Below are 21,439 nucleotides of genomic sequence, written 5' to 3'. Positions count from 1 at the left end.
CGGCGCCACACCGGCCACGGCACCACCACGCGACGGCCCAGGCGCCCCCGGAGCTGATTCCGCCGGGCGAGGTGGGGGATCATTGACGGCATGACCCAGCTCTGGCCTGCTCCTACCGCCGCCGGCGCGGTGCGCGCGACCGTTCCGGTGCCCGGCTCGAAGTCGATCACCAACCGGGCCCTGGTGCTCGCCGCGCTCGCCGACGGCCCGTCGACGCTGCGCGCTCCGCTGCGCAGCCGGGACACCGAGCTGATGGCCGGCGCGCTGCGCGCGCTCGGCGTCGCGGTCGAGGACGGGCCGGACGGCTCGTGGCAGGTCACCCCCGCTCCGCTGCGGGGACCGGCCGAGGTCGACTGCGGCCTGGCGGGCACGGTCATGCGGTTCGTGCCCCCGATCGCCGCGCTCGCCACCGGCCGGATCACCTTCGACGGCGACCCGCACGCCCGCAAGCGCCCGCTCGGCGCGGTCCTGGACGCGCTGCGCGCCCTCGGCGCCGACGTCGACGGTGACGCGCTGCCGTTCCAGGTGCACGGCACCGGGAAGGTGCCCGGCGGCGCGGTGACCATCGACGCGTCCGCGTCCTCGCAGTTCGTCTCCGGGCTGCTGCTGTCGGCCGCGCGGTTCGAGCAGGGCGTCGTGGTCCGGCACTCCGGCGAGGCGGTGCCGTCGCTGCCGCACATCGAGATGACGGTGTCGATGCTGCGCGCGGCCGGTGTCGAGGTCGACGACCACGAGCCCGACACCTGGCGGGTGGCGCCCGGTCCGATCCGGGCGCTGGACGTGGACGTCGAGCCGGACCTGTCCAACGCCACCCCGTTCCTGGCCGCCGCGGCCGCCACCGGCGGCACCGTCACCATCCCCGGCTGGCCGAGCAGCACCACGCAGGCCGGTGACGCGATCCGCGACATCCTCGCCCAGATGGGCGCGCAGGTGCGGCGCACCGACGAGGGCCTGACCGTCACCGGTCCCGCCGAGCTCCGCGCCGTCGACCTCGACCTGCACGACGTCGGTGAGCTCACGCCCACGGTGGCGGCGCTGGCCGCGCTGGCGACCGGGCGGTCCCAGCTGCGCGGCATCGCGCACCTGCGCGGGCACGAGACCGACCGCCTCGCCGCGCTGCAGGCCGAGCTCACCGGGCTGGGCGGTGCGGTCGAGCAGACCGAGGACGGCCTGGTCATCGAGCCCCGGCCGCTGCACGGCGGCACCTGGCACTCCTACGCCGACCACCGGATGGCCACCGCCGGGGCGATCCTTGGGCTGGCGGTCCCCGGCGTGCAGGTGGAGGACATCGCCACCACCGGCAAGACGATCCCCGACTTCCCCGGGATGTGGGCGGAGATGCTCAGGGGGTCGGAGGCGGTCTGATGCGCAAGCGGGGCTGGAGCCACCTCGACGAGTCCGACGTGCGGGTCCGCCCGGGACGGGGCAGCCGACCGCGCAGCAAGAAGCGCCCGAAGCACGCCGACGCCGAGCCGGCGATGGTCGTCGCCGTGGACCGCGGCCGCTGGCGGTGCGCGTTGGACGGGGACCCGGACCGGATCGTCACCGCCATGCGCGCCCGCGAGCTCGGCCGCACCCCGGTGGTGGTCGGGGACCGGGTGAAGCTGGTCGGTGACACCTCCGGCAAGCCCGACACGCTGGCCCGGATCGTGCGCGTCGAGGAACGCACCAGCGTGCTGCGCCGCACCGCCGACGACACCGACCCCTACGAGCGGGTCGTGGTCGCCAACGCCGAGCAGCTGGTCATCGTCTCCGCGCTCGCCGACCCGCCGCCCCGGCCGGGCTTCATCGACCGATGCCTGGTGGCCGCCTACGCGGGCGGGCTCTCCCCGGTGCTGTGCCTGACCAAGGCCGACCTGGCCGAGCCGGGCGAGTGGCTGGACACCTACGCCTCGCTGGACATGCCGATCCACATCACCCGCTTCGACGAGGACCCCGCGGAGCTGCGCGAGCTGCTCGACGGCCGGGTGTCGGCGCTGGTCGGCCACTCCGGGGTCGGCAAGTCCACACTGGTCAACCGGCTGGTGCCGACCGCGGACCGCGCCACCGGGGAAGTCAGCGGGGTCGGCAAGGGCCGGCACATCTCGACGTCGGCGGTCGCCCTGCCGCTGCCCGGCGAGGGGTGGGTGGTCGACACCCCGGGCATCCGCTCGTTCGGCCTCGCGCACGTCACCCCGGACGACGTGATCGCGGCCTTCGAGGGCTTCGCCGAAGCCGCCGAGGAGTGCCCGCCGAACTGCGGTCACCTCGGCGGTGACGACGACCCGGACTGCCACCTGGACACCTACGCCGCGGACGGCGGCGGGCAGGAGCAGCTCGCCTCGCTGCGCCGCCTGCTGCGGTCCCGCGCCGGGCTCGACACCGCCTGACCACGCGCAATTCCCCCGTTCGGACCGCGATCGTCCCCTGTGGCTCGGCGGCATCGTTGTTAGCGTGGGGCTCGAGGTCGCGTGGGGCGGGTGGGAACGTCCCGCAGATCACGCAGGCCATCCCGACGAGCCGACACCGGCCCGAGGAGCGTCCCGATGTCCCGAGCCCGCACCAGGACCGCGGTGACCTCCGCAGGTCTCGCCCTGGTCGCCGCACTCACCGGATGCACCGGGGATCCCCCGGCACCGACGAACCACCTGGCCGCCAACCCGGATCCCCGCCCCGCCGCCGACGCGCTGCTGTCCCAGGTGATCACCAAGATCGGCGAGCGCGGGAGCACCCGCAGCGAGGTGCGCGGCAGCATCGGCGTGGTGGGCGAGCTGACCGCCGACGGCGTCGTGCGCTACCGCGGTGCGCAGACCGACCTCGCGCTCGACGGGCAGACCCGCCCGGCCGGCGGCAAGCCACCGCAGCGGCTCCGGCTGTCCATCGTGGACGGCACCGGTTACCTGCAGACCCCGCTGGCCCGCCCGGCGCCGGACAAGCCGTGGCTGCGCATCACGCCCGGAGCCGGCGACTTCGGCTCCAAGCTGCTCACCCCCGCCCTCGACCAGGTGCAGGAGGCCGTGGACCCGCGCGCCACCTTCTCCGGCGTCGAACGGGCCACCCGGATCCACAGCAGCGCACCGGACCAGGTCGACGGCAAGCCCACCACCCGCTACCAGCTGCGCATCATCACCGCGCAGGCCGCCGACACCGCCACCGACCCGCAGCAGCGGACCCGGTACCGCAAGGCCGCGGACGCCGGGGAACCCGAGGTGGAGTACCAGCTGTGGTTGGACGAGGCCGGGCTGCCGGCGCGGTTCGCGGCCTCCGGCCAGGTCGCCCAGGCCGGCCAGGTGTCACTGACCTCGACCTACCGGGACTGGGGCACGCCCGTCGAGGTCCAGGCCCCGCCGGCCGACGAGGTCGGCGTGTTCGAGGAGGGACCGGCGCAGGCCCAGCCCCCGCGCTGACGACCGCTACATCAGTTCCAGCAGGAACGGCACTTCCTGCGGCGCGTACCACGCGAGCTCGTGGTCCTCGGCGTCACCGAGCGCGAACTCCGCGTCCGGGTCGCCGAGGTCGGCGGCGTCGATCACCTCCGCGGCCGCGCGCACCGCGTCTTCGGCCTCCTCCGCGTCGACGTGCACCGCGGCGATCTGCTTCCACCTGACCGGCCCGGAGACCTTCACCACCGCGTGGTCCAGGTCGGGCCGCAGCGACACCCCGTCGACGTCCGCGGAGATCACCACTCGCCGCAGCTCCGGCTTCTCCCCGGAACCGAGGTCACCGGCGATCAACCGCAGCGACGCGCGAGCCGCCTCGCGCATGGCCGCGTACTCGAGCTCCTCGGTGTCGCCGCTGGCGTAGGACTCGCGCAGCGCGGGCGTCAGCGCGAACGCGGTGCCCCCGAACGGCTGCAGCTGCTTGTCCCCGACCAGTTGCCGAAGCATCGGCAGCGTGGCGGGCAAGTAGATCCTCATGCCTCGACCATCCCCATCATGTCCTCCACTGCATCAGCTCCAGCAAGGCCGCGCCCCGCGCGGCTCCTCTCCCCGCATCCTCCCCGTCGACGGGCACCACGTCGATCTGCTCCCCGCGGAACTCGTCGACCACCGCAGGGGCCGGCGGGCTTCACGCCTCGACCGTGCCGATCATCTCGTCCACCGCTTCGTCGATCATCGCCGCCAGCACGTCCACGTCCGGCATCGCGTCCCGGTCGGCGTTGAGCCCGAAGTACACGCCACCGTCGTAGGAAGTCACGCCGACCGACAGCGACTGGTTCTTGGCCAGCGGCACCACCGGGAACATCTCCACCATCCTCGCGCCCGCGGCGTACAGCGGCACCTGCGGTCCGGGCACGTTGGTGACCAGGACGTTGAACAGCCGGTCCGAGAACTGGTTGGCGACCCGCGCGCCCAGGGCGTGCAGCGTCGGGGGCGCGAACCCGGACACCTTGACCAGGGCATTCGCCGCCACCGACTGCCCGGACTCCGCGTGCGCCCGCATCGCGTGGCTGACCTGGTGCAACCGCACCGTCGGGTTGCCCTCCCCGACCGGCAGGTCGACCAGGTACGACGCCACCTTGCTGCCCACTGAGCCGACCGGCAGGCTCCCGGTCTCGGGGTAGGTCTGCCGCGCCTCGGCGTCGTCGGAGCGCACCGACACCGGCACCATCGCGCGCAGCGTCGTGGAGGGCGTGACCACCTCGCCGCAGGACAGCAGCCAGTTCCGCAGCGCGCCGCTGACCACGGCCAGCACCACGTCGTTGACCGTGCTGCCGTGCGCCCGGCGGACCGCGCGGAGGTCGTCGAGCTTCGCCCGCGCCACGGCGAACCGGCGCTGGCTGGAGGTCGGGGCGTTCAGCGGTCCGCTGGGCGCCGGGACCACGGCGGTGCGCAGCGCGGAGGCGACGCCGCCGAGCGCGCGGGAGACCTTCTGCACCGTGGCCGTGACGTCCACCATCGCGGCACGGACGTTCTCGACGACCTCCCCCGGCCGCTGCACGGCGTCGGTCATCGCCTCCACCACCAGCTCGGCCAGGCTCGGTTCCGGGCGCGGCATCCACAGCTCGTCGACGTCCGGGACCTCCCGGTCCGGCTCCACGTCGAAGATCACCTGGCCGATGTCGATCGCGTCGATGCCGTCCACCATCGCCTGGTGCGTCTTGGTGATCACCGCGACCCGGTTCCGCGACATGCCCTCCACCAGGTACACCTCCCACAGCGGGCGGGTGTGGTCGAGCTGGCGCGACATCAACCGGGCGGCCAGGTCGTACAGCTGCTCGTCGTTGCCGGGCTTCGGCAGCGCCGAGCGCCGGACGTGGTAGGTCAGGTCGAAGTCCTGGTCGTCCACCCACACCGGCCGCGCCAGCTTCCCCGGCACCTGCATGACGCGCTGCCGGTAGCGGGGCACCAGCCCCAACCGGCGGTCGATCAGCGACAGCACCCGGTCGTAGTCGAAGCCGCTGCGGGGGCGGCGGAACACCGCGACACCACCGACGTGCATCGGCGTGGTGGGGTCCTCCAGGTAGAGGAAGGACGCGTCGGCGGCGGACAGGCGATCGGACATGCTCGCGATCCTGGCACACGACCGGACCAGAGGGGTTCCTGTTCGCTGGACGCCCAGCGCCGCATGTGACACTGGGTCATGTGACCAGCGAAGTCTCCCCCAAAGATCGATTCGTCACCGTCTACGGCCGCAAGCCGGTCCTGGAGGCACTGACCGACCGCGACCTCCGGGTCGACAAGGTGGTCCTGGCCGAGGGTTCGCGCGGACCGATCATCGAGGAGATCAAGGAGGCCGCCGCCGACCGCGCGGTCCGGGTCCAGCGGGCCAGCGCGCACCGGGTCAAGGTCCTGGCCGGAAACGGTCGCCACGACCAGGGAGTGCTGGCCGACGTGGTGGCCCGCAAGATGCGCCCGCTCGCCGACGCGCTCGACGACCCGGCGACGGCCCCCGGCACGGTCCTGCTGCTGGACGGCCTGACCACACCGGCCAACGTCGGCATGATCCTGCGCACCGCCACCGCGGCCGGGATCGACGGCATCGTGGTGCCGCACCGCGGGGTCGCCAGCCTCGACCCGCTGGTCATCAAGGCTTCTGCCGGGGTCGCCTTCCACGCCCCGGTCCTGCGGACCCGCACCGCCGGCGAGGCGGCGGAGCTGCTGAGCGAGGCGGGGTACCCGCTGTACGCGCTGGAGGCCGGCGCCTCCGACAGCATCTACAGCACCGAGTTCGGCTCCCGCGCGGTGTTCGTGCTGGGCAGCGAGACCGCGGGCCTCTCCGCGGAGGTGCAGGCCCGGATCACCCAGCCGCTGGCCATCCCGATGGCCGGTGAGGTGGAATCGCTCAACGTCGCCAGCGCCGCCGCAGTCCTCTGCTTCGAACTCCTGCGCCGGAAGCTCGGCTGAGCCACGCGAGGGCCTTCCCGGGCGGGAACCGTCCGGGGAGGCCTTCGGCGTGTGTGTGGATCAACGAAAAAGGCTCTCTCCTTCCCGACCGCAATCCGTCAGGAAGGAGAGAGCCTTCTCTCCAAGTAATGTGTCGGCGGTGTCTTACTCTCCCACACCCTACCGAGTGCAGTACCATCAGCGCTGGGGAGCTTAGCTACCGGGTTCGGAATGGGACCGGGCGGACCCTCCCCGCTATCGCCACCGACAACCCTCACACCCCACACCCACGTGCGGGGAAACCTCAGGGTCACCAACAACAAACCATGTTCGGTTATCAAACAGGGCACCTGGTTGCTGTCCCAGACACCGTATAGTGAGTGCGCAACATCTTCATGTAACAAGTCCTCGGCCTATCAGCACCAGTCAACTCCACACATTACTGTGCTTCCATCTCTGGCCTGTCAACCCAATCATCTCTTGGGGGCCTTACCCCTATCACAGGGTGGGAGACCTCATCTAGGAACAGGCTTCCCGCTTAGATGCTTTCAGCGGTTATCCCTCCCGAACATAGCCAACCAGCCACGCCCTTGGCAGAACGACTGGCACACCAGAGGTTCGTCCATCCCGGTCCTCTCGTACTAGGGACAGCCTTCCGCAAGTCTCCTACGCGCGCGGCGGATAGGGACCGAACTGTCTCACGACGTTCTAAACCCAGCTCGCGTGCCGCTTTAATGGGCGAACAGCCCAACCCTTGGGACCAACTCCAGCCCCAGGATGCGACGAGCCGACATCGAGGTGCCAAACCATGCCGTCGATATGGACTCTTGGGCAAGATCAGCCTGTTATCCCCGGGGTACCTTTTATCCGTTGAGCGACACCGCTTCCACCAGCCAGTGCCGGATCACTAGTCCCTGCTTTCGCACCTGCTCGACCCGTCAGTCTCACAGTCAAGCTCCCTTATACACTTACACTCAACACCTGATTGCCAACCAGGCTGAGGGAACCTTTGGGCGCCTCCGTTACCCTTTAGGAGGCAACCGCCCCAGTTAAACTACCCACCAGGCACTGTCCCCGATCCGGATCACGGACCCGAGTTAGATGCCCAGAACGACCAGAGTGGTATTTCACCAACGACTCCACCCCAACTAGCGTCAGAGCTTCACAGTCTCCCACCTATCCTACACAAGCCGAACCAAACACCAATACCAAGCTGTAGTAAAGGTCCCGGGGTCTTTCCGTCCTGCCGCGCGAAACGAGCATCTTTACTCGTACTGCAATTTCACCGGGCCTGTGGTCGAGACAGCGGAGAAGTCGTTACGCCATTCGTGCAGGTCGGAACTTACCCGACAAGGAATTTCGCTACCTTAGGATGGTTATAGTTACCACCGCCGTTTACTGGCGCTTAAATTCTCCGCTACACCCCAAAAGGGGTTCACGGGTCCTCTTAACGTTCCAGCACCGGGCAGGCGTCAGTCCATATACATCGCCTTACAGCTTCGCATGGACCTGTGTTTTTAGTAAACAGTCGCTTCTCCCTGGCCTCTGCGACCACCACCAGCTCCCCCAGCACGTGGGATCACCAGCAGTGGCCCCCCTTCTCCCAAAGTTACGGGGGCAATTTGCCGAATTCCTTAACCACAGTTCACCCGACCGCCTCGGTATTCTCTACCTGACCACCTGTGTCGGTTTCGGGTACGGGCCGTGCACACACTCGCTAGAGGCTTTTCTCGGCAGCATGGGATCACTCACTTCACCACAACGGCTACGCATCACCCCTCACCCACACGGCATGCGGATTTCCCTACACACCGGGCTACAGGCTTACACCAGTACAACCACTCACTGGCAGAGCTACCCTCCTGCGTCACCCCATCACTTAACTACTACCCCATCAGGTCCCATGCACCCGGAAACATCATCCGAAGAATCAGCAACCAAGCGGATGGTTAGTCTCAAGGGATTCGTTATGGACGCATGCGCACGGGTACGGGAATATCAACCCGTTATCCATCGACTACGCCTGTCGGCCTCGCCTTAGGCCCCGACTCACCCTGGGCGGACGAACCTTCCCCAGGAACCCTTGGTCATCCGGCGGAAGAGATTCTCACTCTTCACTCGCTACTCATGCCTGCATTCTCACTCCCACACACTCCACCACCGGTTCACACCATGGCTTCACCGCATGCAGGACGCTCCCCTACCCAACAACACCAAACAGTGCTCTTGGCATGGCTTCGGCGGTACGCTTCAGCCCCGCTACATTGTCGGCGCAGGACCACTTGACCAGTGAGCTATTACGCACTCTTTCAAGGATGGCTGCTTCTAAGCCAACCTCCTGGTTGTCTCAGCGATCCCACATCCTTTCCCACTAAGCGCACACTTAGGGGCCTTAGCCGATGCTCTGGGCTGTTTCCCTCTCGACGATGAAGCTTCTCCCCCACCGTCTCACTGCCACGCTCAAACTCAAGCGTATTCGGAGTTTGGCTGATCTCAGTAACCCGCGAAGGCCCATCAACCAACCAGTGCTCTACCCCACCCAAGCAGAAAACGTGACGCTGCACCTAAATGCATTTCGGGGAGAACCAGCTATCACGGAGTTTGATTGGCCTTTCACCCCTACCCACAACTCATCCCCCAGGTTTTCAACCCTGGTGGGTTCGGGCCTCCACACGGTCTTACCCGCGCTTCACCCTGGCCATGGGTAGATCACCCCGCTTCGGGTCTACACCACGCGACTCAACGCCCTCTTCAGACTCGCTTTCGCTCCGGCTACCCCACAACAGGTTAACCTCGCCACGCAGCAGTAACTCGCAGGCTCATTCTTCAAAAGGCACGCCATCACCCACAAAAGGCTCTGACGGATTGCAGGCACACGGTTTCAGGAACTCTTTCACTCCCCTCCCGGGGTACTTTTCACCATTCCCTCACGGTACTCATCCACTATCGGTCACCAGGAAGTATTTAGGCTTAGCGAGTGGTCCCGCCAGATTCACAGCGCCCTCCACGGAAACGCTGCTACTCGGGAACACCACCACACACCCACCACGCATTTTCGCCTACGGGACTCTCACCCACTTCGGTCAGGCATCCCAACCTGTTCGACTAACACGCAGCAACAGTGCTGGCGGGCTGGTAGACCCACCCAGCAGTGCCCCACAACCCCGCACACGCAACCCCTACCAGGTATCCCACGCGCACGGTTTAGCCTCCTCCGCTTTCGCTCGCCACTACTCACGGAATCACCAGTGTTTTCTCTTCCTACGGGTACTAAGATGTTTCACTTCCCCGCGTTCCCCCCAACACCCTATACATTCAGGCGCTGGTAACCCGACATCACTCGGGCTGGGTTACCCCATTCGGACACCCTCGGATCACAGCTCGGTTGACAACTCCCCGAGGACTATCGCGGCCTCCCACGTCCTTCATCGGCCCCTGGTGCCCAGGCATCCACCATGTGCCCTACACAACTTGAAACACAAAGATGCTCGCACCCACTATACAGTTCTCAAACAACAACCAGGCAAACACACCCCACAAGGCGTATTCCCTCAAAACCCAACAGCGGACTGCCTCACCACGTTAGTGTGTTCCACAAACCATCGAGCGCCACGGCAGAAGAACACCCGTCTCCTACACCGTGAACACTCCCCACCCCACAACAAAAATGAAGGGCCAGGGTGTTGTGCTCCTTAGAAAGGAGGTGATCCAGCCGCACCTTCCGGTACGGCTACCTTGTTACGACTTCGTCCCAATCGCCAGTCCCACCTTCGACCACTCCCCCCGGAAAACCGGTTGGGCCATGGGCTTCGGGTGTTACCGACTTTCATGACGTGACGGGCGGTGTGTACAAGGCCCGGGAACGTATTCACCGCAGCAATGCTGATCTGCGATTACTAGCGACTCCGACTTCACGGGGTCGAGTTGCAGACCCCGATCCGAACTGAGACCGGCTTTAAGGGATTCGCTCAACCTCACGATCTCGCAGCCCTCTGTACCGGCCATTGTAGCATGTGTGAAGCCCTGGGCATAAGGGGCATGATGACTTGACGTCATCCCCACCTTCCTCCGAGTTGACCCCGGCAGTCCCCTACGAGTCCCCGGCATCACCCGCTGGCAACATAGGGCAAGGGTTGCGCTCGTTGCGGGACTTAACCCAACATCTCACGACACGAGCTGACGACAGCCATGCACCACCTGTGCACCAGCCACAAGGGAAACCCCCTCTCAGGGGCGATCCAGTGCATGTCAAACCCAGGTAAGGTTCTTCGCGTTGCATCGAATTAATCCACATGCTCCGCCGCTTGTGCGGGCCCCCGTCAATTCCTTTGAGTTTTAGCCTTGCGGCCGTACTCCCCAGGCGGGGCGCTTAATGCGTTAGCTACGGCACGGAAACAGTGGAACCCATCCCCACACCTAGCGCCCAACGTTTACGGCGTGGACTACCAGGGTATCTAATCCTGTTCGCTCCCCACGCTTTCGCTCCTCAGCGTCAGTATCGGCCCAGAGACCCGCCTTCGCCACCGGTGTTCCTCCTGATATCTGCGCATTTCACCGCTACACCAGGAATTCCAGTCTCCCCTACCGAACTCAAGTCTGCCCGTATCCACCGCAAGCCAGGAGTTAAGCTCCCGGTTTTCACGATAGACGCGACAAACCGCCTACGAGCTCTTTACGCCCAATAAATCCGGACAACGCTCGCACCCTACGTATTACCGCGGCTGCTGGCACGTAGTTAGCCGGTGCTTCTTCTACACCTACCGTCACCACCCGAAGATGGCTTCGTCGGTGTCGAAAGAGGTTTACAACCCGAAGGCCGTCATCCCCCACGCGGCGTTGCTGCGTCAGGCTTTCGCCCATTGCGCAAGATTCCCCACTGCTGCCTCCCGTAGGAGTCTGGGCCGTGTCTCAGTCCCAGTGTGGCCGGTCACCCTCTCAGGCCGGCTACCCGTCGTCGCCTTGGTAGGCCATCACCCCACCAACAAGCTGATAGGCCGCGGGCTCATCCTGCACCGCCGGAGCTTTCCACACCACACCATGCGGCACGATGTCATATCCGGTATTAGACCCCGTTTCCAGGGCTTATCCCAGAGTGCAGGGCAGATTACCCACGTGTTACTCACCCGTTCGCCACTCATCCACGGTGCAAGCACCGCTTCAGCGTTCGACTTGCATGTGTTAAGCACGCCGCCAGCGTTCGTCCTGAGCCAGGATCAAACTCTCCAACAATGCTTGGAAACAATCCCAGCGTCACACTCAACAAACCCACAAGGCTCGGAGCGTGATACCCAAAGAAACCACCAACCACAACCACAACAGTCATGGCCAGGGGCATTCAAAGAACACTAACCAAAACAGTCCGCTGTTGAGTTCTCAAAGAACACACCCACACCATCACCCACGACAAACCAACGCCGTGAAGCTCCGGGGAGCATTCCCTCTACCGCTTTCGCGTTTTCCACCTTAGACCATCGCGATTTCGGGGTCTCACCGGGGGGTCGCTCTCGCTTCCCGCGCCGTTCGATCGTCCGATCTCCGACGGTCTTCAGTTGTCAAAACGCGCAAGCGCTTCGCATTTTCAAGGTCTTGCCTTTCGGGCTCACCCACTCTACCACTCGATGTGGGAGCTTGGTTCGTGACCCCGCGTCAGGCCCGTTCCGGTTTTCCCGGCCCGTGTCGCGCTGACAGGAAGAACTCTACACACCCCGGGAAACACCGCGAACACCACCCCCCACTAATCGCGAAGGAGCAGGTCAGGAGGCAGTTCCACGTCCAAGAGGACGGACAGCTCGGCCACCGTCGAACCGACGTCCTGGTGGTGCACCCCGACCATTCCCGCCGCCACCGCTCCGGCCACGTTCCGCGGCACGTCGTCGACGAAGACGCACTCGGCCGGCTCCAACCCCAACCGACGGGCGGTCAACCAGTAGATCTCGCGGCTCGGCTTGGCGACCGCCACCACACCGGAGAGCACCACCGCGTCGAAGTCGTCCGCGAGGCGGGAATCGGGCAACCCAGCGGCGTTGGACACCACCGCGGTGCGGATCCCGCTCCGGCGGACGCGGCGCGCCACCTCCAGCAGCGGGAGCGCGTCCGTCGTGCGCCCCGGGTCGTCCAGCACCCCGGCGTAGTCCAGCAGCAGTCCCCTGAGTCCCACGGACAGCACGGTAGCCACACGATCGGGCGGTGTGTGGCGAGACGTGACCGGGATCAGGGGGTGCGTTGCTCAGTACTGCGGGAGCCCACCACGACCGGAGGTGCCATGACCGCAGTCCTCGGACCCGACGCACCGACCACGCCGAGCCCCGCCGCCGAACCCGCGGCACGCAGCGCCGTCGCCATCGCGGCGTCCGTCGGCCGGCCCGTGTTCGACGTGCTCACCGGACGGCGCAGCGTGCGCGACGCCAGCCGGCACGTCTCCCCGCACGTCGCCGGGCTGCTGCTCACCACCCGGCTGCACGCAGCACGAGGCCCGGAGCACCGGGTGCGCTCCGTGCACGCCTGCCCCATCACCGAGTTCGCGGTGGAGGCCTGCATGGTCGTCGGAACGCACGACCGGGTCCGGGCCCTGGTGCTGCGCGTCGAGCGGACCGGCGAGCGCTGGGTGTGCACCCGCCTGTCCCTGGTCTGATCAGCGTCGGCGGTTCTTCTTGGCCTCGGCGCGCGCGGCCGCCCGCCGCTCACGCCGCGTGCCGCCGCGGGCCTGCGGGCCCTGCGCGGCATCGCTGCTGGTCTCGACGCCACCGGACTCGTTCGGTCCGGAGTAGCTCAGCCGCTGCTGCGCCGGACCGCCGAGTCCGTTGCCGCGCAGCGCCGCAGGCACCTTGTCGCCGCCGACGGCCGGGGCGCCGCCGATCTGGCTCAGCGCCGGGCCCGCGGACGCCGGTCGGTTCCGCTTCGGCTGCGGCGCCGGCTGCGGTGCGGGCTGCGGCGTCGGCTGGACGTCCGGGGTACCGCTGCCGACCTGGCTCACCGAGACCGGGACGGACGGCTCCTCCGGCGCCTGCTGCGGCTCCGCGGCCTCGACCTGGACGTTGAACAGGAACCCGACGGACTCCTCCTTGAGCGCCTCGAGCATGGCGTTGAACATGTCGAAGCCCTCGCGGCGGTACTCGATGAGCGGGTCGCGCTGCGCCATCGCGCGCAGGCCGATGCCCTCCTTGAGGTAGTCCATCTCGTAGAGGTGCTCGCGCCACTTGCGGTCCAGGACGCTGAGCACCACCCGGCGTTCCAGCTCGCGCATCGCGCCCGGGCCGACCTTGCCGTCGACCTCGGCCTCGCGCTTGGCGTAGGCCGCGCGCGCGTCCTCCAGGACCAGCTCCAGCAGCCGCTCCTTGGTGAGGTCCTCCTCGGAGTCGACGAGCTCCTCCCAGCTGATGCCCACCGGGTAGAGCGTCTTCAGCGCGGTCCAGAGCTTCTCGAAGTCCCAGTCCTCGGCGTAGCCCTCGGCGGTCTCCGCGTCGACGTAGGCCGTGATCACGTCGGTGAGCATGTGCATGACCTGCTCCTGCAGGTCCTCACCGGCCAGCACGCGGCGCCGCTCGTCGTAGATGACGGTCCGCTGCTGGTTCATGACCTCGTCGTACTTGAGGACGTTCTTGCGGATCTCCATGTTCTGCTGCTCGACCTGGGTCTGAGCACTGCGGATCGCGCGGGTGACCATCTTGTGCTCGATCGGCACGTCGTCGGGCACCTTGAGACGGGTCATCACCGTCTCGACCATGGACGCGTTGAACCGCCGCATCAGCTCGTCGCCCAGCGACAGGTAGAACCGGGACTCGCCGGGGTCGCCCTGGCGGCCGGACCGGCCGCGCAGCTGGTTGTCGATGCGCCGCGACTCGTGGCGCTCGGTGCCGAGCACGTAGAGCCCGCCGGCCGCGCGGACCTCCTCGGCCTCGGCCTCGGCCTGCGCCTTGATCTTCTTCACCACCGCGGGCCACTCGGCCTCGTACTGCTCGCGGTGCTGCACCGGGTCGAGGCCGCGGGAGCGCAGCTCGGCGTCGGCGAGGTGGTCGACGTTGCCGCCCAGGACGATGTCGGTACCGCGACCGGCCATGTTGGTGGCGACGGTGACCGCGCCCTTGCGCCCGGCCTCGGCGATGATCGCCGCCTCGCGCGAGTGGTTCTTCGCGTTGAGGACGCTGTGCGGGATGCCCTTCTTGGTGAGCAGCTTCGACAGGTACTCGGAGCGCTCGACGCTGGTGGTGCCCACCAGCACCGGCTGGCCGGTGCGGTGGCGCTCCGCGATGTCCTCGGCGACCGCCTCGAACTTGGCCGGCTCGGTCTTGTAGACCAGGTCCGGCTGGTCGACGCGGGCCATGGGCTCGTTGGTGGGGATCGGCACCACGCCGAGCTTGTAGGTGTTGTAGAACTCGGCCGCCTCGGTCTCCGCGGTACCGGTCATGCCGGCGAGCTTGTCGTAGAGGCGGAAGTAGTTCTGCAGCGTGATCGTGGCCAGCGTCTGGTTCTCGGCCTTGATCTCGACGCCTTCCTTGGCCTCGATGGCCTGGTGCATGCCCTCGTTGAAGCGGCGCCCGGCGAGGATGCGGCCGGTGAACTCGTCGACGATGAGCACCTCGCCGTCGCGGACGATGTACTCCTTGTCGCGCTTGTAGAGCTCCTTGGCCTTGAGCGCGTTGTTGAGGTAGCCGACCAGCGGGGTGTTCGCCGCTTCGTAGAGGTTGTCGATGCCGAGCTGGTCCTCGATGAACGCGACGCCCTCTTCGGTGACGCCGACGGTGCGCTTGCGCTCGTCGACCTCGTAGTGCTTGTCGCGCTCGAGCATCGGGGCGAGCCGCGCGAACTCCTGGTACCACCGGGACGACTGGTCCGCGGGACCGGAGATGATCAGCGGGGTGCGGGCCTCGTCGATCAGGATGGAGTCGACCTCGTCGACGATGGCGAAGTTGTGCCCGCGCTGCACGCAGTCGGCGAGGCTCCACGCCATGTTGTCGCGCAGGTAGTCGAAGCCGAACTCGTTGTTCGTGCCGTAGGTGACGTCCGCGGCGTAGGCCTTGCGCCGCTGGTCGGGGGTCATCTCGGCGAGGATGGCGCCGACCTCGAGCCCGAGGAAGCGGTGCACGCGGCCCATCCACTCGGCGTCGCGGCGCGCGAGGTAGTCGTTGACGGTGACCACGTGCACGCCCTTGCCGGTGATCGCGTTGAGGTACGCGGGCAGCACGCAGGTCAGCGTCTTGCCCTCACCGGTCTTCATCTCGGCGATGTTGCCGAGGTGCAGCGCCGCACCACCCATCAGCTGCACGTCGTAGTGGCGCTGGCCGAGGGTGCGCTTGGCGCCCTCGCGGGCCACCGCGAAGGCCTCCGGCAGCAGCTCGTCGAGCGTTTCGCCGTCGGCGTAGCGGCGCTTGAACTCGTCGGTCTTGCCCCGCAGCTCGGCGTCGGACAGAGCCGCTACGTCGCCTTCGAGCTCGTTGATGTGCGCTGCGATGGCGCGCAGGCGCTTGAGCATCTTGCCCTCGCCGGCGCGGAGCAGTCGGGACAGGACCATCCGGTCGACCTCACTAGCTGATCGTGACGCGTCCGTCACGGACGCTTTGCGGCCATCGTATTAGAGCTGGCGACGGGGGCCGGTCATCCGGGGCTCGGCGGCCGGTCCCTGCACGCAGCTGTCCCCCGCGTACCACGGTACGCGGGGGACAGCGGTCGGTGTCGTCGATGGCGGAGACTCGCCCTAGGCGTCCGCCAACCTGATCACTCCGTAGTCGAACCCCTTCCTCCGGTAGACCACGCTCGGCCGGCCGCTGTCGGCGTCGGAGAAGAGGTAGAAGTCGTGGCCCACCAGTTCCATCTGGTAGAGGGCCTCATCGACCGTCATCGGCTTGGCCGGGTGCTCCTTCTCGCGCACGATGCGGCCGGGTTGGTACCCGTCGTCCTCGGCCATGCGCTGCTCGGGGACCTCGGCGCTGTACTCGGCTGCTTCCTGGGGCGCTTCCAGCAGCGTGGTGCGGCCCTCGGCCGCTGCCGATCCCACCACCACGGGACGGTCCGCCATCGCTGCGGTCGCCTCTGCCACGGAAGTCGGGCTGTGCTGTCCGTAGTGCACCTTCCTGCGGTCGTGCAGGCGCCGGAGACGGTTCTCCAGCTTGGTCGTTGCGGCGTCGAGCGCGGCGTAGAAGTCGCCTGCGCACGCTTCGGCACGCACCGGGGTGCCCTTGCCCACCAGGGTGATCTCGACTCGCTGGCAGTTCTTGGCCTGGCGGGGGTTGCGCTCGTGGAAGAGCTCCACATCCGCCCGGATCGCCTTCCTGTTGTACCGCTCAAGCCGGGTCAACTTGGCGTTGACGTGTTCCCGGTAGTGATCGGGAACCGCGACGTTACGACCCTTGACGACGATATCCATTCACGACCTCCGGTTCCATCAGGAGAGGTGCGTGGCGCCAGGCAGCGCGATCAGTTCGCTTCCGGCGCCAGGGACATGGGATCTCGCTCCTTCCCTTCCGCCAGGGGTTGGTGGGATTGATGGGCACGTTAGCTTGGTTTACCGATTTGTGACACCCCCCGGGACGGGCGAAGTCAAGCGGCCACCGAGAGTGATTGCTGCGACCGTTGGACGCACGCGCGATGCGTGCGCGGACGGTGCGCGCAGGCACCCTCCACCTCGAATTTTCACCCGTTCGGCCGCGCACCGCGACTGCGCCGCGCGACGCTGTGCCGGGAGCGGGACGTGCCAGCTCACACCCGGGGAACGAAGGGCCCGGCGGCGGAAGTTCCCGCGGCCGTTCGGGCATCGACGGTTCACCCGTTCGTCTCAGCCCGCCGTCGCGGTCAGCGCGAGCACCGCGGTGACCGCGTGACCTGCGGCTCCGAGGGCCGCGTGGCACGCCGTCGCGGTGGCCGCCGTGGTGATGACGTCGTCGACCAGGACGAGTCGGGCGTCCCGCGGCGGAAGACGACCTGGTCGGAGGAGCACTCGCCCGGACAGGTTGCGCACCCGTTCGGCCGCACCCAGCCCGGTCGAGTCCGCCGCGCCGCGCGCGACCACCAGGCAGTCCGCGACCGCCACCGGCCACCCCTCGGCGGCCAGCAGCGCGGCCGTCCGGTGCGCGACGCGGCTCATGTGCGCGCCGCCGCGACGGCGGGCCGCGATGGCCCGGGACGGCGCGGGGACCAGCCACCAGCGGTGGTCGAGCCGGTGCTCCGCGGTGATCGCGCGCAGCCCGGTGGCCAGGTGCCGGGCCAGCGGGTCGGCCAGGTGCCGCTGCCCGGACTCCTTGTAGGCGAGCACCGCGCGGCGGGCCGCGCCGCGGTAGCGGCCGAGCGCGTACGCCGGCAGCGCGGGCGGCAGCAACGGGCGGTGCACGCGGTGCAGGCCGCCGAGCTCGCGGGCGCACCCCGGGCACCAGGCCGTGCCCGCCGCGCCGCAGCCCGCGCAGTGCAGCGGCAGCAGCAGGTCGGCCAACCCGGACAGCCCGTCCCGGAACCACGAGGTGCGCACCGGGTGATCGTGGCGTGGACCGACCGGACGACTCACCCGCGCGTGTCGGGCGCGGCAGCACACCCCGACACCACCGGTTCGTGGGTCACGAGCTCGAGCGAGGCGGGTGACGCGCGGTGTCCTGTCAGCCGGGGAAGAACGGCAGCGAGCTGCTGCCGATCCGCGGCTCCAGCAGCGACCACACGTCGTTCGGGTCGCGGGACGCCCAGATGTTGCTGCGGTCGGCCACGATCACCGTCGGCCCGGGCCCCACGGTGATCGACTTCATCGGCTGCCCCAGGTTCGCCGACGTGTAGGGCCGCCAGCGGAAGCCGTCCACCGTCACGTCGTAGACCGGGGAGCTGTTGCTGTCGGTGATGACCGCCAGCGTCTCCTTGTCCCGCCACTCCAGGCCCAGGACCTGCGCCTGCTGCGGGGCGGGCAGCAGGATCGGCCGCTCCAGCACGACACCGCCGTCGCGGTCGGAGACCGCGCCGACCACGAGCCGGCCGTCGACGACCGCGGCCACCCGGGTCCCGTCGCGGGACAACCGCAGGTCGGTGATCGGCCGCCCGCCGGTGAACGGGGCGGCGTCGATCTTCTGCACGGTCCAGCCGTCGCTGCCGTGCCGGGCCCGGACCACCTCGCGCCCGCCGACCACGGTCCACACCTCGGAGTTGCCCCGCCAGGTCGGCTTGCTCATGAAGCTGCCGACCGGACCCAGCTCGGCCAGCGCGTCGCCGTAGGGGCCGACCCGCAGCGCCACCTCGTCCGGGGCCCGCCGGGTCACCGCGGCGATCCAGCGCCCGTCGGGCGACTGACCGGCCCGCACCACCTGGTACTCCCCGGAACCGGCGGGCCCGGGCACCGGGTCGGCGCGGCTGTCCAGGCGCTTGAGCCGCTCGTCGATCACCGCCAGGCCACCCAGGTCCGGGCGCGGCATGTTGTCGATCTCGTACGTGGTGAGGTCGGTCGGCCGCAGGTCCTGCGTGTCGGACAGCAGCGGCATGCCCTCCTCCTGCAACCGCACCCGCGCGTTGCTGACCTTCTGCAAGGTGAACACGACCTGCGCGGCGATCAGCCACCGCGTCTCCTCGGAGACGGTGCCGAGGTTGCTGAGGTTGACCTCCAGCGCCCCGTCCCCGGTGGCCTCGCTGGTGTTGGTGCGCGGGTGCACGCCGGGCGGGATCGCGGTGTGCAGCGCCGAGCGCAGCCCCTCCGAGGGACCGGCGGTGAGCAGGTCGATGACCCGGCGCGGCAGCGTGCTGGCCGGTTGCGCCGCCACGTAGCGCAGGTCCGGCACCACGCCGGTGGAGTCGTGGTCGAGGAAGTAGATCGGCACCGAGCGGTACACGCTGCTGAACGCGTCCCTGCTCACCACGATCTCCGGCGGCGGGGTGGCGATCCGCCACTTCCCGTCGGGCTGGCGTTCGACCCGCATCGTGGTCTCGTACTCGCCGACCTCCGGCCGGAACGACGCGTCCGGCAGCAGCCGCCCCACCCGGTCCGCCTGCAGCGTCACCATCTGCACGCCGTCGGGCAGCGCCTCGGGCTGCGGGGTCGGGATGGTGTCGACGTTGGTCACGATCAGCACGTCCGGCGCCGGCGACCACTGCCTGGCCTGCAGGTCGTTGAGGTGCATCCGGGCGGCCTCGTGGTTGCTGGCCGGGGACGCGGAGTCCACGAACCGGCGCACCAGGGCCAGCGGGTCGAGGTTGTCGGGCGGCGGGGTCGCTTCCAGCGTGCTGTTGCGCTCGTCGGCCTCCCGCACCGCGACCGGGTCCGACTCCTCCGGGATCGACGCGCACGCGGTCAGCGGGACCAGCAGCGCGGTGAGCGCCGCCAGGAACCGGGTCGCCCGGCCTCGCATCATTCGTCCTCCCAGGTGTCCTCGGACAACCGAGCGGGACCGCGGTCGTGGATCTCGCCGTCACCGGACTCACCGTCCTGCGGCCGCTCCACCGAGGCCGCCAGCAGCGCTTCCGGGGCGGCGATGCGGCGTGTGCTGGGCAGCGGCAGCGGGCTGCTGCCGAACTCGGCGCCGGGCCGGCGGGGCAGCGTGACGCGGAAGCACGACCCCTCGCCCGGCTCGCCCCAGGCGTCCAGGGTGCCGCCGTGCAGCCGCGCGTCCTCCTGGCTGATCGACAGGCCCAGCCCGGTGCCGCCGGTGCGGCGGTTGCGGGACGGGTCCGCCCGCCAGAACCGGGTGAACACCAGCTCGGCCTCGCCAGGGCGCAGGCCGACGCCGTAGTCCCGGACGGTCACCGCGACGGCCTGCTCGTTGCTGCCGAAGCGGATCTCGACCGGCCCGCCCTCGGCGTGGTCGATCGCGTTGGCCACCAGGTTCCGCGCGATCCGCTCGACCCGGCGGGCGTCGGCGACGATGGACAGGTCCTCGGCTTCCCCAGCGGGTGCGATCACCCGCAGCTCCACGCCGCTGTCGTCGGCGATGGGGCGCAGCCCCTCCGCGGCGCGTTCCACCAGCTCGACGAGGTTGACCTGCTCCTCGGACAGGTCCGCGACCCCGGCGTCCAGCCGGGAGATCTCCAGCAGGTCGCCGAGCAGCAGCTCGAACCTGTCCAGCTCGTCGACCAGCAGCTCGGTGGACCGGGACAGGCCGGGCGGGAACTGCTCGCGGGAGGCGTGCAGCACGTCGGCGGCCATCCGCACCGTGGTCAACGGGGTGCGCAGCTCGTGCGAGACGTCGGAGGTGAACCGGCGCTGCAGCTGGCCGAACTCCTCCAGCTGCGTGATCTGCTGCTTGAGGCTGTCGGCCATCTCGTTGAACGACTCGGCGAGCCGGGCGACGTCGTCCTCGCCGATGACCCGCATGCGCTTGTCGAGGTCGCCTTCGGCGAGCTGCTCGGCGATCTGCGCGGCCTGCCGCACCGGGCGCACGATCTGGCGGGTCACCAGGTTCGTGATCAACCCGAGCAGCACCAGCAGCATCGCCCCGCTGACCAGCAAGGTCTGCTGCACGACGCGCAGGGTCTGCTGCTCGGCGGTGAGCGGGAACATCAGGTACAGCTGCAGCGAGCGGGTGGCGCTGCCCACCGGCGTGCCCACGAACAGCATCGTGACCGGGCCGCCCTCCCGCGGCACGGTGTGGATCTTGTGCGCGAGCTGCCCGCGCTCGGCGAACAGGCGCAGGTCCTTCGGCACGTCCTCGACCGGACCGGCGTAGGGCTGCAGCTGCCGGTCCACCGGAGCGAGACCGTCGACCAGCACCGGGGTGAACACGCCGGCCACCGTCTCCGTGGACTGCCCCGAGGAGGAGGTGGTCAGCCGGTTCAGCGCGGCCTTGAGCTGCTCGGCGACGTCCTCGGAGTTGGGGTCCACCGCGGTGAGCTCGCGCTCCAGGATCTTCATGCTGGTCTCGGTCTGCGAGAGCGCGGCCTCTTCCTTGGAGTCCAGCAGCTGGGAGGTGATCTGCCACTGCAGCACCATGCCCAGCGCGATCACCACGGCCAGGGAGAGCGCGAGGGTGCTGACCACCACGCGCAGCTGCATGGAGCGGCGCCACAGGGTCTCGAAGCTGCGCCAGCGGTGACGGACCTCTTCCCGGACACGACTGACCAGCCGCCGCACCTGGCGGCTCCGACGCGTCCACACGTTCACGGCAACCGTCGCCCTCCACGACCTGGCCCCCGGTCGGCAACTGTGCCAAAGGGGCGGAGCGCGGGCCGCACCGGCCCGCGAC

General features: G+C 68.6%; 13 protein-coding genes and 3 rRNA genes. 5 read left to right on the top strand and 11 right to left on the bottom strand.

Annotation, left to right across the window (positions count from 1 at the left end):
* The first annotated feature begins 90 nt into the window (after positions 1–90).
* From aroA to HNR68_RS07495, 3 genes are all read left to right on the top strand, one after another.
* Positions 91–1,365, top strand: coding sequence for a 3-phosphoshikimate 1-carboxyvinyltransferase (gene aroA / locus HNR68_RS07505; RefSeq protein ID WP_179718940.1), 1,275 nt, complete (start codon positions 91–93; stop codon positions 1,363–1,365).
* Positions 1,365–2,369 (top strand): ribosome small subunit-dependent GTPase A, encoded by a 1,005-nt coding sequence (gene rsgA, locus HNR68_RS07500; RefSeq protein ID WP_179718938.1) that lies wholly within the window; start codon positions 1,365–1,367, stop codon positions 2,367–2,369. The genes aroA and rsgA overlap by 1 nt, the downstream gene beginning before the upstream one ends.
* A gap of 156 nt (positions 2,370–2,525) precedes the next feature.
* Positions 2,526–3,386, top strand: a complete 861-nt coding sequence (locus HNR68_RS07495; protein ID WP_179718936.1) for an SCO4651 family lipoprotein — start codon at positions 2,526–2,528, stop codon at positions 3,384–3,386.
* A 6-nt stretch (positions 3,387–3,392) separates the two neighbouring features.
* On the opposite strand, the gene HNR68_RS07490 is transcribed toward HNR68_RS07495, so the two are convergent.
* Together HNR68_RS07490 and HNR68_RS07485 are read right to left on the bottom strand one after the other, a co-directional pair.
* Positions 3,393–3,896, bottom strand: coding sequence for a DUF6912 family protein (locus HNR68_RS07490; RefSeq protein ID WP_179718934.1), 504 nt, complete (start codon positions 3,894–3,896; stop codon positions 3,393–3,395).
* A gap of 151 nt (positions 3,897–4,047) precedes the next feature.
* Positions 4,048–5,484: a WS/DGAT/MGAT family O-acyltransferase gene (locus tag HNR68_RS07485; RefSeq protein ID WP_179718932.1), complete on the bottom strand. Its 1,437-nt coding sequence runs from the start codon at positions 5,482–5,484 to the stop codon at positions 4,048–4,050.
* Between the two features lie 80 nt (positions 5,485–5,564).
* On the opposite strand from HNR68_RS07485, the gene HNR68_RS07480 reads away from it, so the two are divergent.
* Positions 5,565–6,326 carry a TrmH family RNA methyltransferase gene (locus tag HNR68_RS07480; RefSeq protein WP_179718930.1) on the top strand — a complete coding sequence of 254 codons (762 nt, stop codon included), beginning with the start codon at positions 5,565–5,567 and terminating at the stop codon, positions 6,324–6,326.
* A 131-nt stretch (positions 6,327–6,457) separates the two neighbouring features.
* Here HNR68_RS07480 and rrf read toward each other — a convergent pair.
* From rrf to HNR68_RS07460, 4 genes are all read right to left on the bottom strand, one after another.
* Positions 6,458–6,574 (bottom strand): 5S ribosomal RNA (gene rrf / locus HNR68_RS07475).
* Positions 6,575–6,701: 127 nt separating this feature from the next.
* Positions 6,702–9,782 (bottom strand): 23S ribosomal RNA (locus tag HNR68_RS07470).
* Between the two features lie 219 nt (positions 9,783–10,001).
* Positions 10,002–11,534 (bottom strand): 16S ribosomal RNA (locus HNR68_RS07465).
* Together the 16S, 23S and 5S rRNA genes form the textbook arrangement of a ribosomal RNA operon.
* Before the next feature lie 505 nt (positions 11,535–12,039).
* Positions 12,040–12,462 carry an HAD-IA family hydrolase gene (locus HNR68_RS07460; RefSeq protein ID WP_179718928.1) on the bottom strand — a complete coding sequence of 141 codons (423 nt, stop codon included), beginning with the start codon at positions 12,460–12,462 and terminating at the stop codon, positions 12,040–12,042.
* A gap of 105 nt (positions 12,463–12,567) precedes the next feature.
* Between HNR68_RS07460 and HNR68_RS07455 the strand changes: the two genes are divergently transcribed.
* Positions 12,568–12,936, top strand: coding sequence for an Rv3235 family protein (locus HNR68_RS07455; protein WP_218888218.1), 369 nt, complete (start codon positions 12,568–12,570; stop codon positions 12,934–12,936).
* On the opposite strand, the gene secA is transcribed toward HNR68_RS07455, so the two are convergent.
* The 5 genes from secA to mtrB all read right to left on the bottom strand — a co-directional run bounded on the left by secA (position 12,937) and on the right by mtrB (position 21,357).
* On the bottom strand, positions 12,937–15,813 hold the full coding sequence (secA, locus tag HNR68_RS07450; protein WP_179718926.1) for a preprotein translocase subunit SecA: 2,877 nt from the start codon (positions 15,811–15,813) through the stop codon (positions 12,937–12,939).
* A gap of 183 nt (positions 15,814–15,996) precedes the next feature.
* Complete coding sequence (hpf, locus tag HNR68_RS07445) at positions 15,997–16,665, bottom strand: ribosome hibernation-promoting factor, HPF/YfiA family (RefSeq protein WP_179718924.1); 669 nt, start codon at positions 16,663–16,665, stop codon at positions 15,997–15,999.
* 408 nt (positions 16,666–17,073) lie between these two features.
* Positions 17,074–17,760 carry a ComF family protein gene (locus HNR68_RS07440; RefSeq protein ID WP_179718922.1) on the bottom strand — a complete coding sequence of 229 codons (687 nt, stop codon included), beginning with the start codon at positions 17,758–17,760 and terminating at the stop codon, positions 17,074–17,076.
* Positions 17,761–17,884: 124 nt separating this feature from the next.
* Positions 17,885–19,612, bottom strand: a complete 1,728-nt coding sequence (locus tag HNR68_RS07435) for an LpqB family beta-propeller domain-containing protein (protein ID WP_246330409.1) — start codon at positions 19,610–19,612, stop codon at positions 17,885–17,887.
* Positions 19,609–21,357: an MtrAB system histidine kinase MtrB gene (mtrB, locus tag HNR68_RS07430; protein ID WP_179718920.1), complete on the bottom strand. Its 1,749-nt coding sequence runs from the start codon at positions 21,355–21,357 to the stop codon at positions 19,609–19,611. Before mtrB ends, HNR68_RS07435 begins: the two co-directional genes overlap by 4 nt.
* Between the last annotated feature and the right edge of the window lie 82 nt (positions 21,358–21,439).

The organism is Saccharopolyspora hordei, assembly GCF_013410345.1.
Lineage (GTDB): Bacteria > Actinomycetota > Actinomycetes > Mycobacteriales > Pseudonocardiaceae > Saccharopolyspora > Saccharopolyspora hordei.
This window is presented reverse-complemented; position numbering and strand designations above follow the sequence as displayed.

Excerpts from the sequence above, each read along its gene's own strand:
- HNR68_RS07435 (WP_246330409.1), bottom strand. The coding sequence starts at position 19,612 with ATGATGCGAGGCCGGGCGACCCGGTTCCTGGCGGCGCTCACCGCGCTG.
- HNR68_RS07490 (WP_179718934.1), bottom strand. The coding sequence starts at position 3,896 with ATGAGGATCTACTTGCCCGCCACGCTGCCGATGCTTCGGCAACTGGTC.
- HNR68_RS07495 (WP_179718936.1), top strand. The coding sequence starts at position 2,526 with ATGTCCCGAGCCCGCACCAGGACCGCGGTGACCTCCGCAGGTCTCGCC.
- hpf (WP_179718924.1), bottom strand. The coding sequence starts at position 16,665 with ATGGATATCGTCGTCAAGGGTCGTAACGTCGCGGTTCCCGATCACTAC.
- aroA (WP_179718940.1), top strand. The coding sequence starts at position 91 with ATGACCCAGCTCTGGCCTGCTCCTACCGCCGCCGGCGCGGTGCGCGCG.
- HNR68_RS07455 (WP_218888218.1), top strand. The coding sequence starts at position 12,568 with ATGACCGCAGTCCTCGGACCCGACGCACCGACCACGCCGAGCCCCGCC.
- secA (WP_179718926.1), bottom strand. The coding sequence starts at position 15,813 with ATGGTCCTGTCCCGACTGCTCCGCGCCGGCGAGGGCAAGATGCTCAAG.
- HNR68_RS07485 (WP_179718932.1), bottom strand. The coding sequence starts at position 5,484 with ATGTCCGATCGCCTGTCCGCCGCCGACGCGTCCTTCCTCTACCTGGAG.
- rsgA (WP_179718938.1), top strand. The coding sequence starts at position 1,365 with ATGCGCAAGCGGGGCTGGAGCCACCTCGACGAGTCCGACGTGCGGGTC.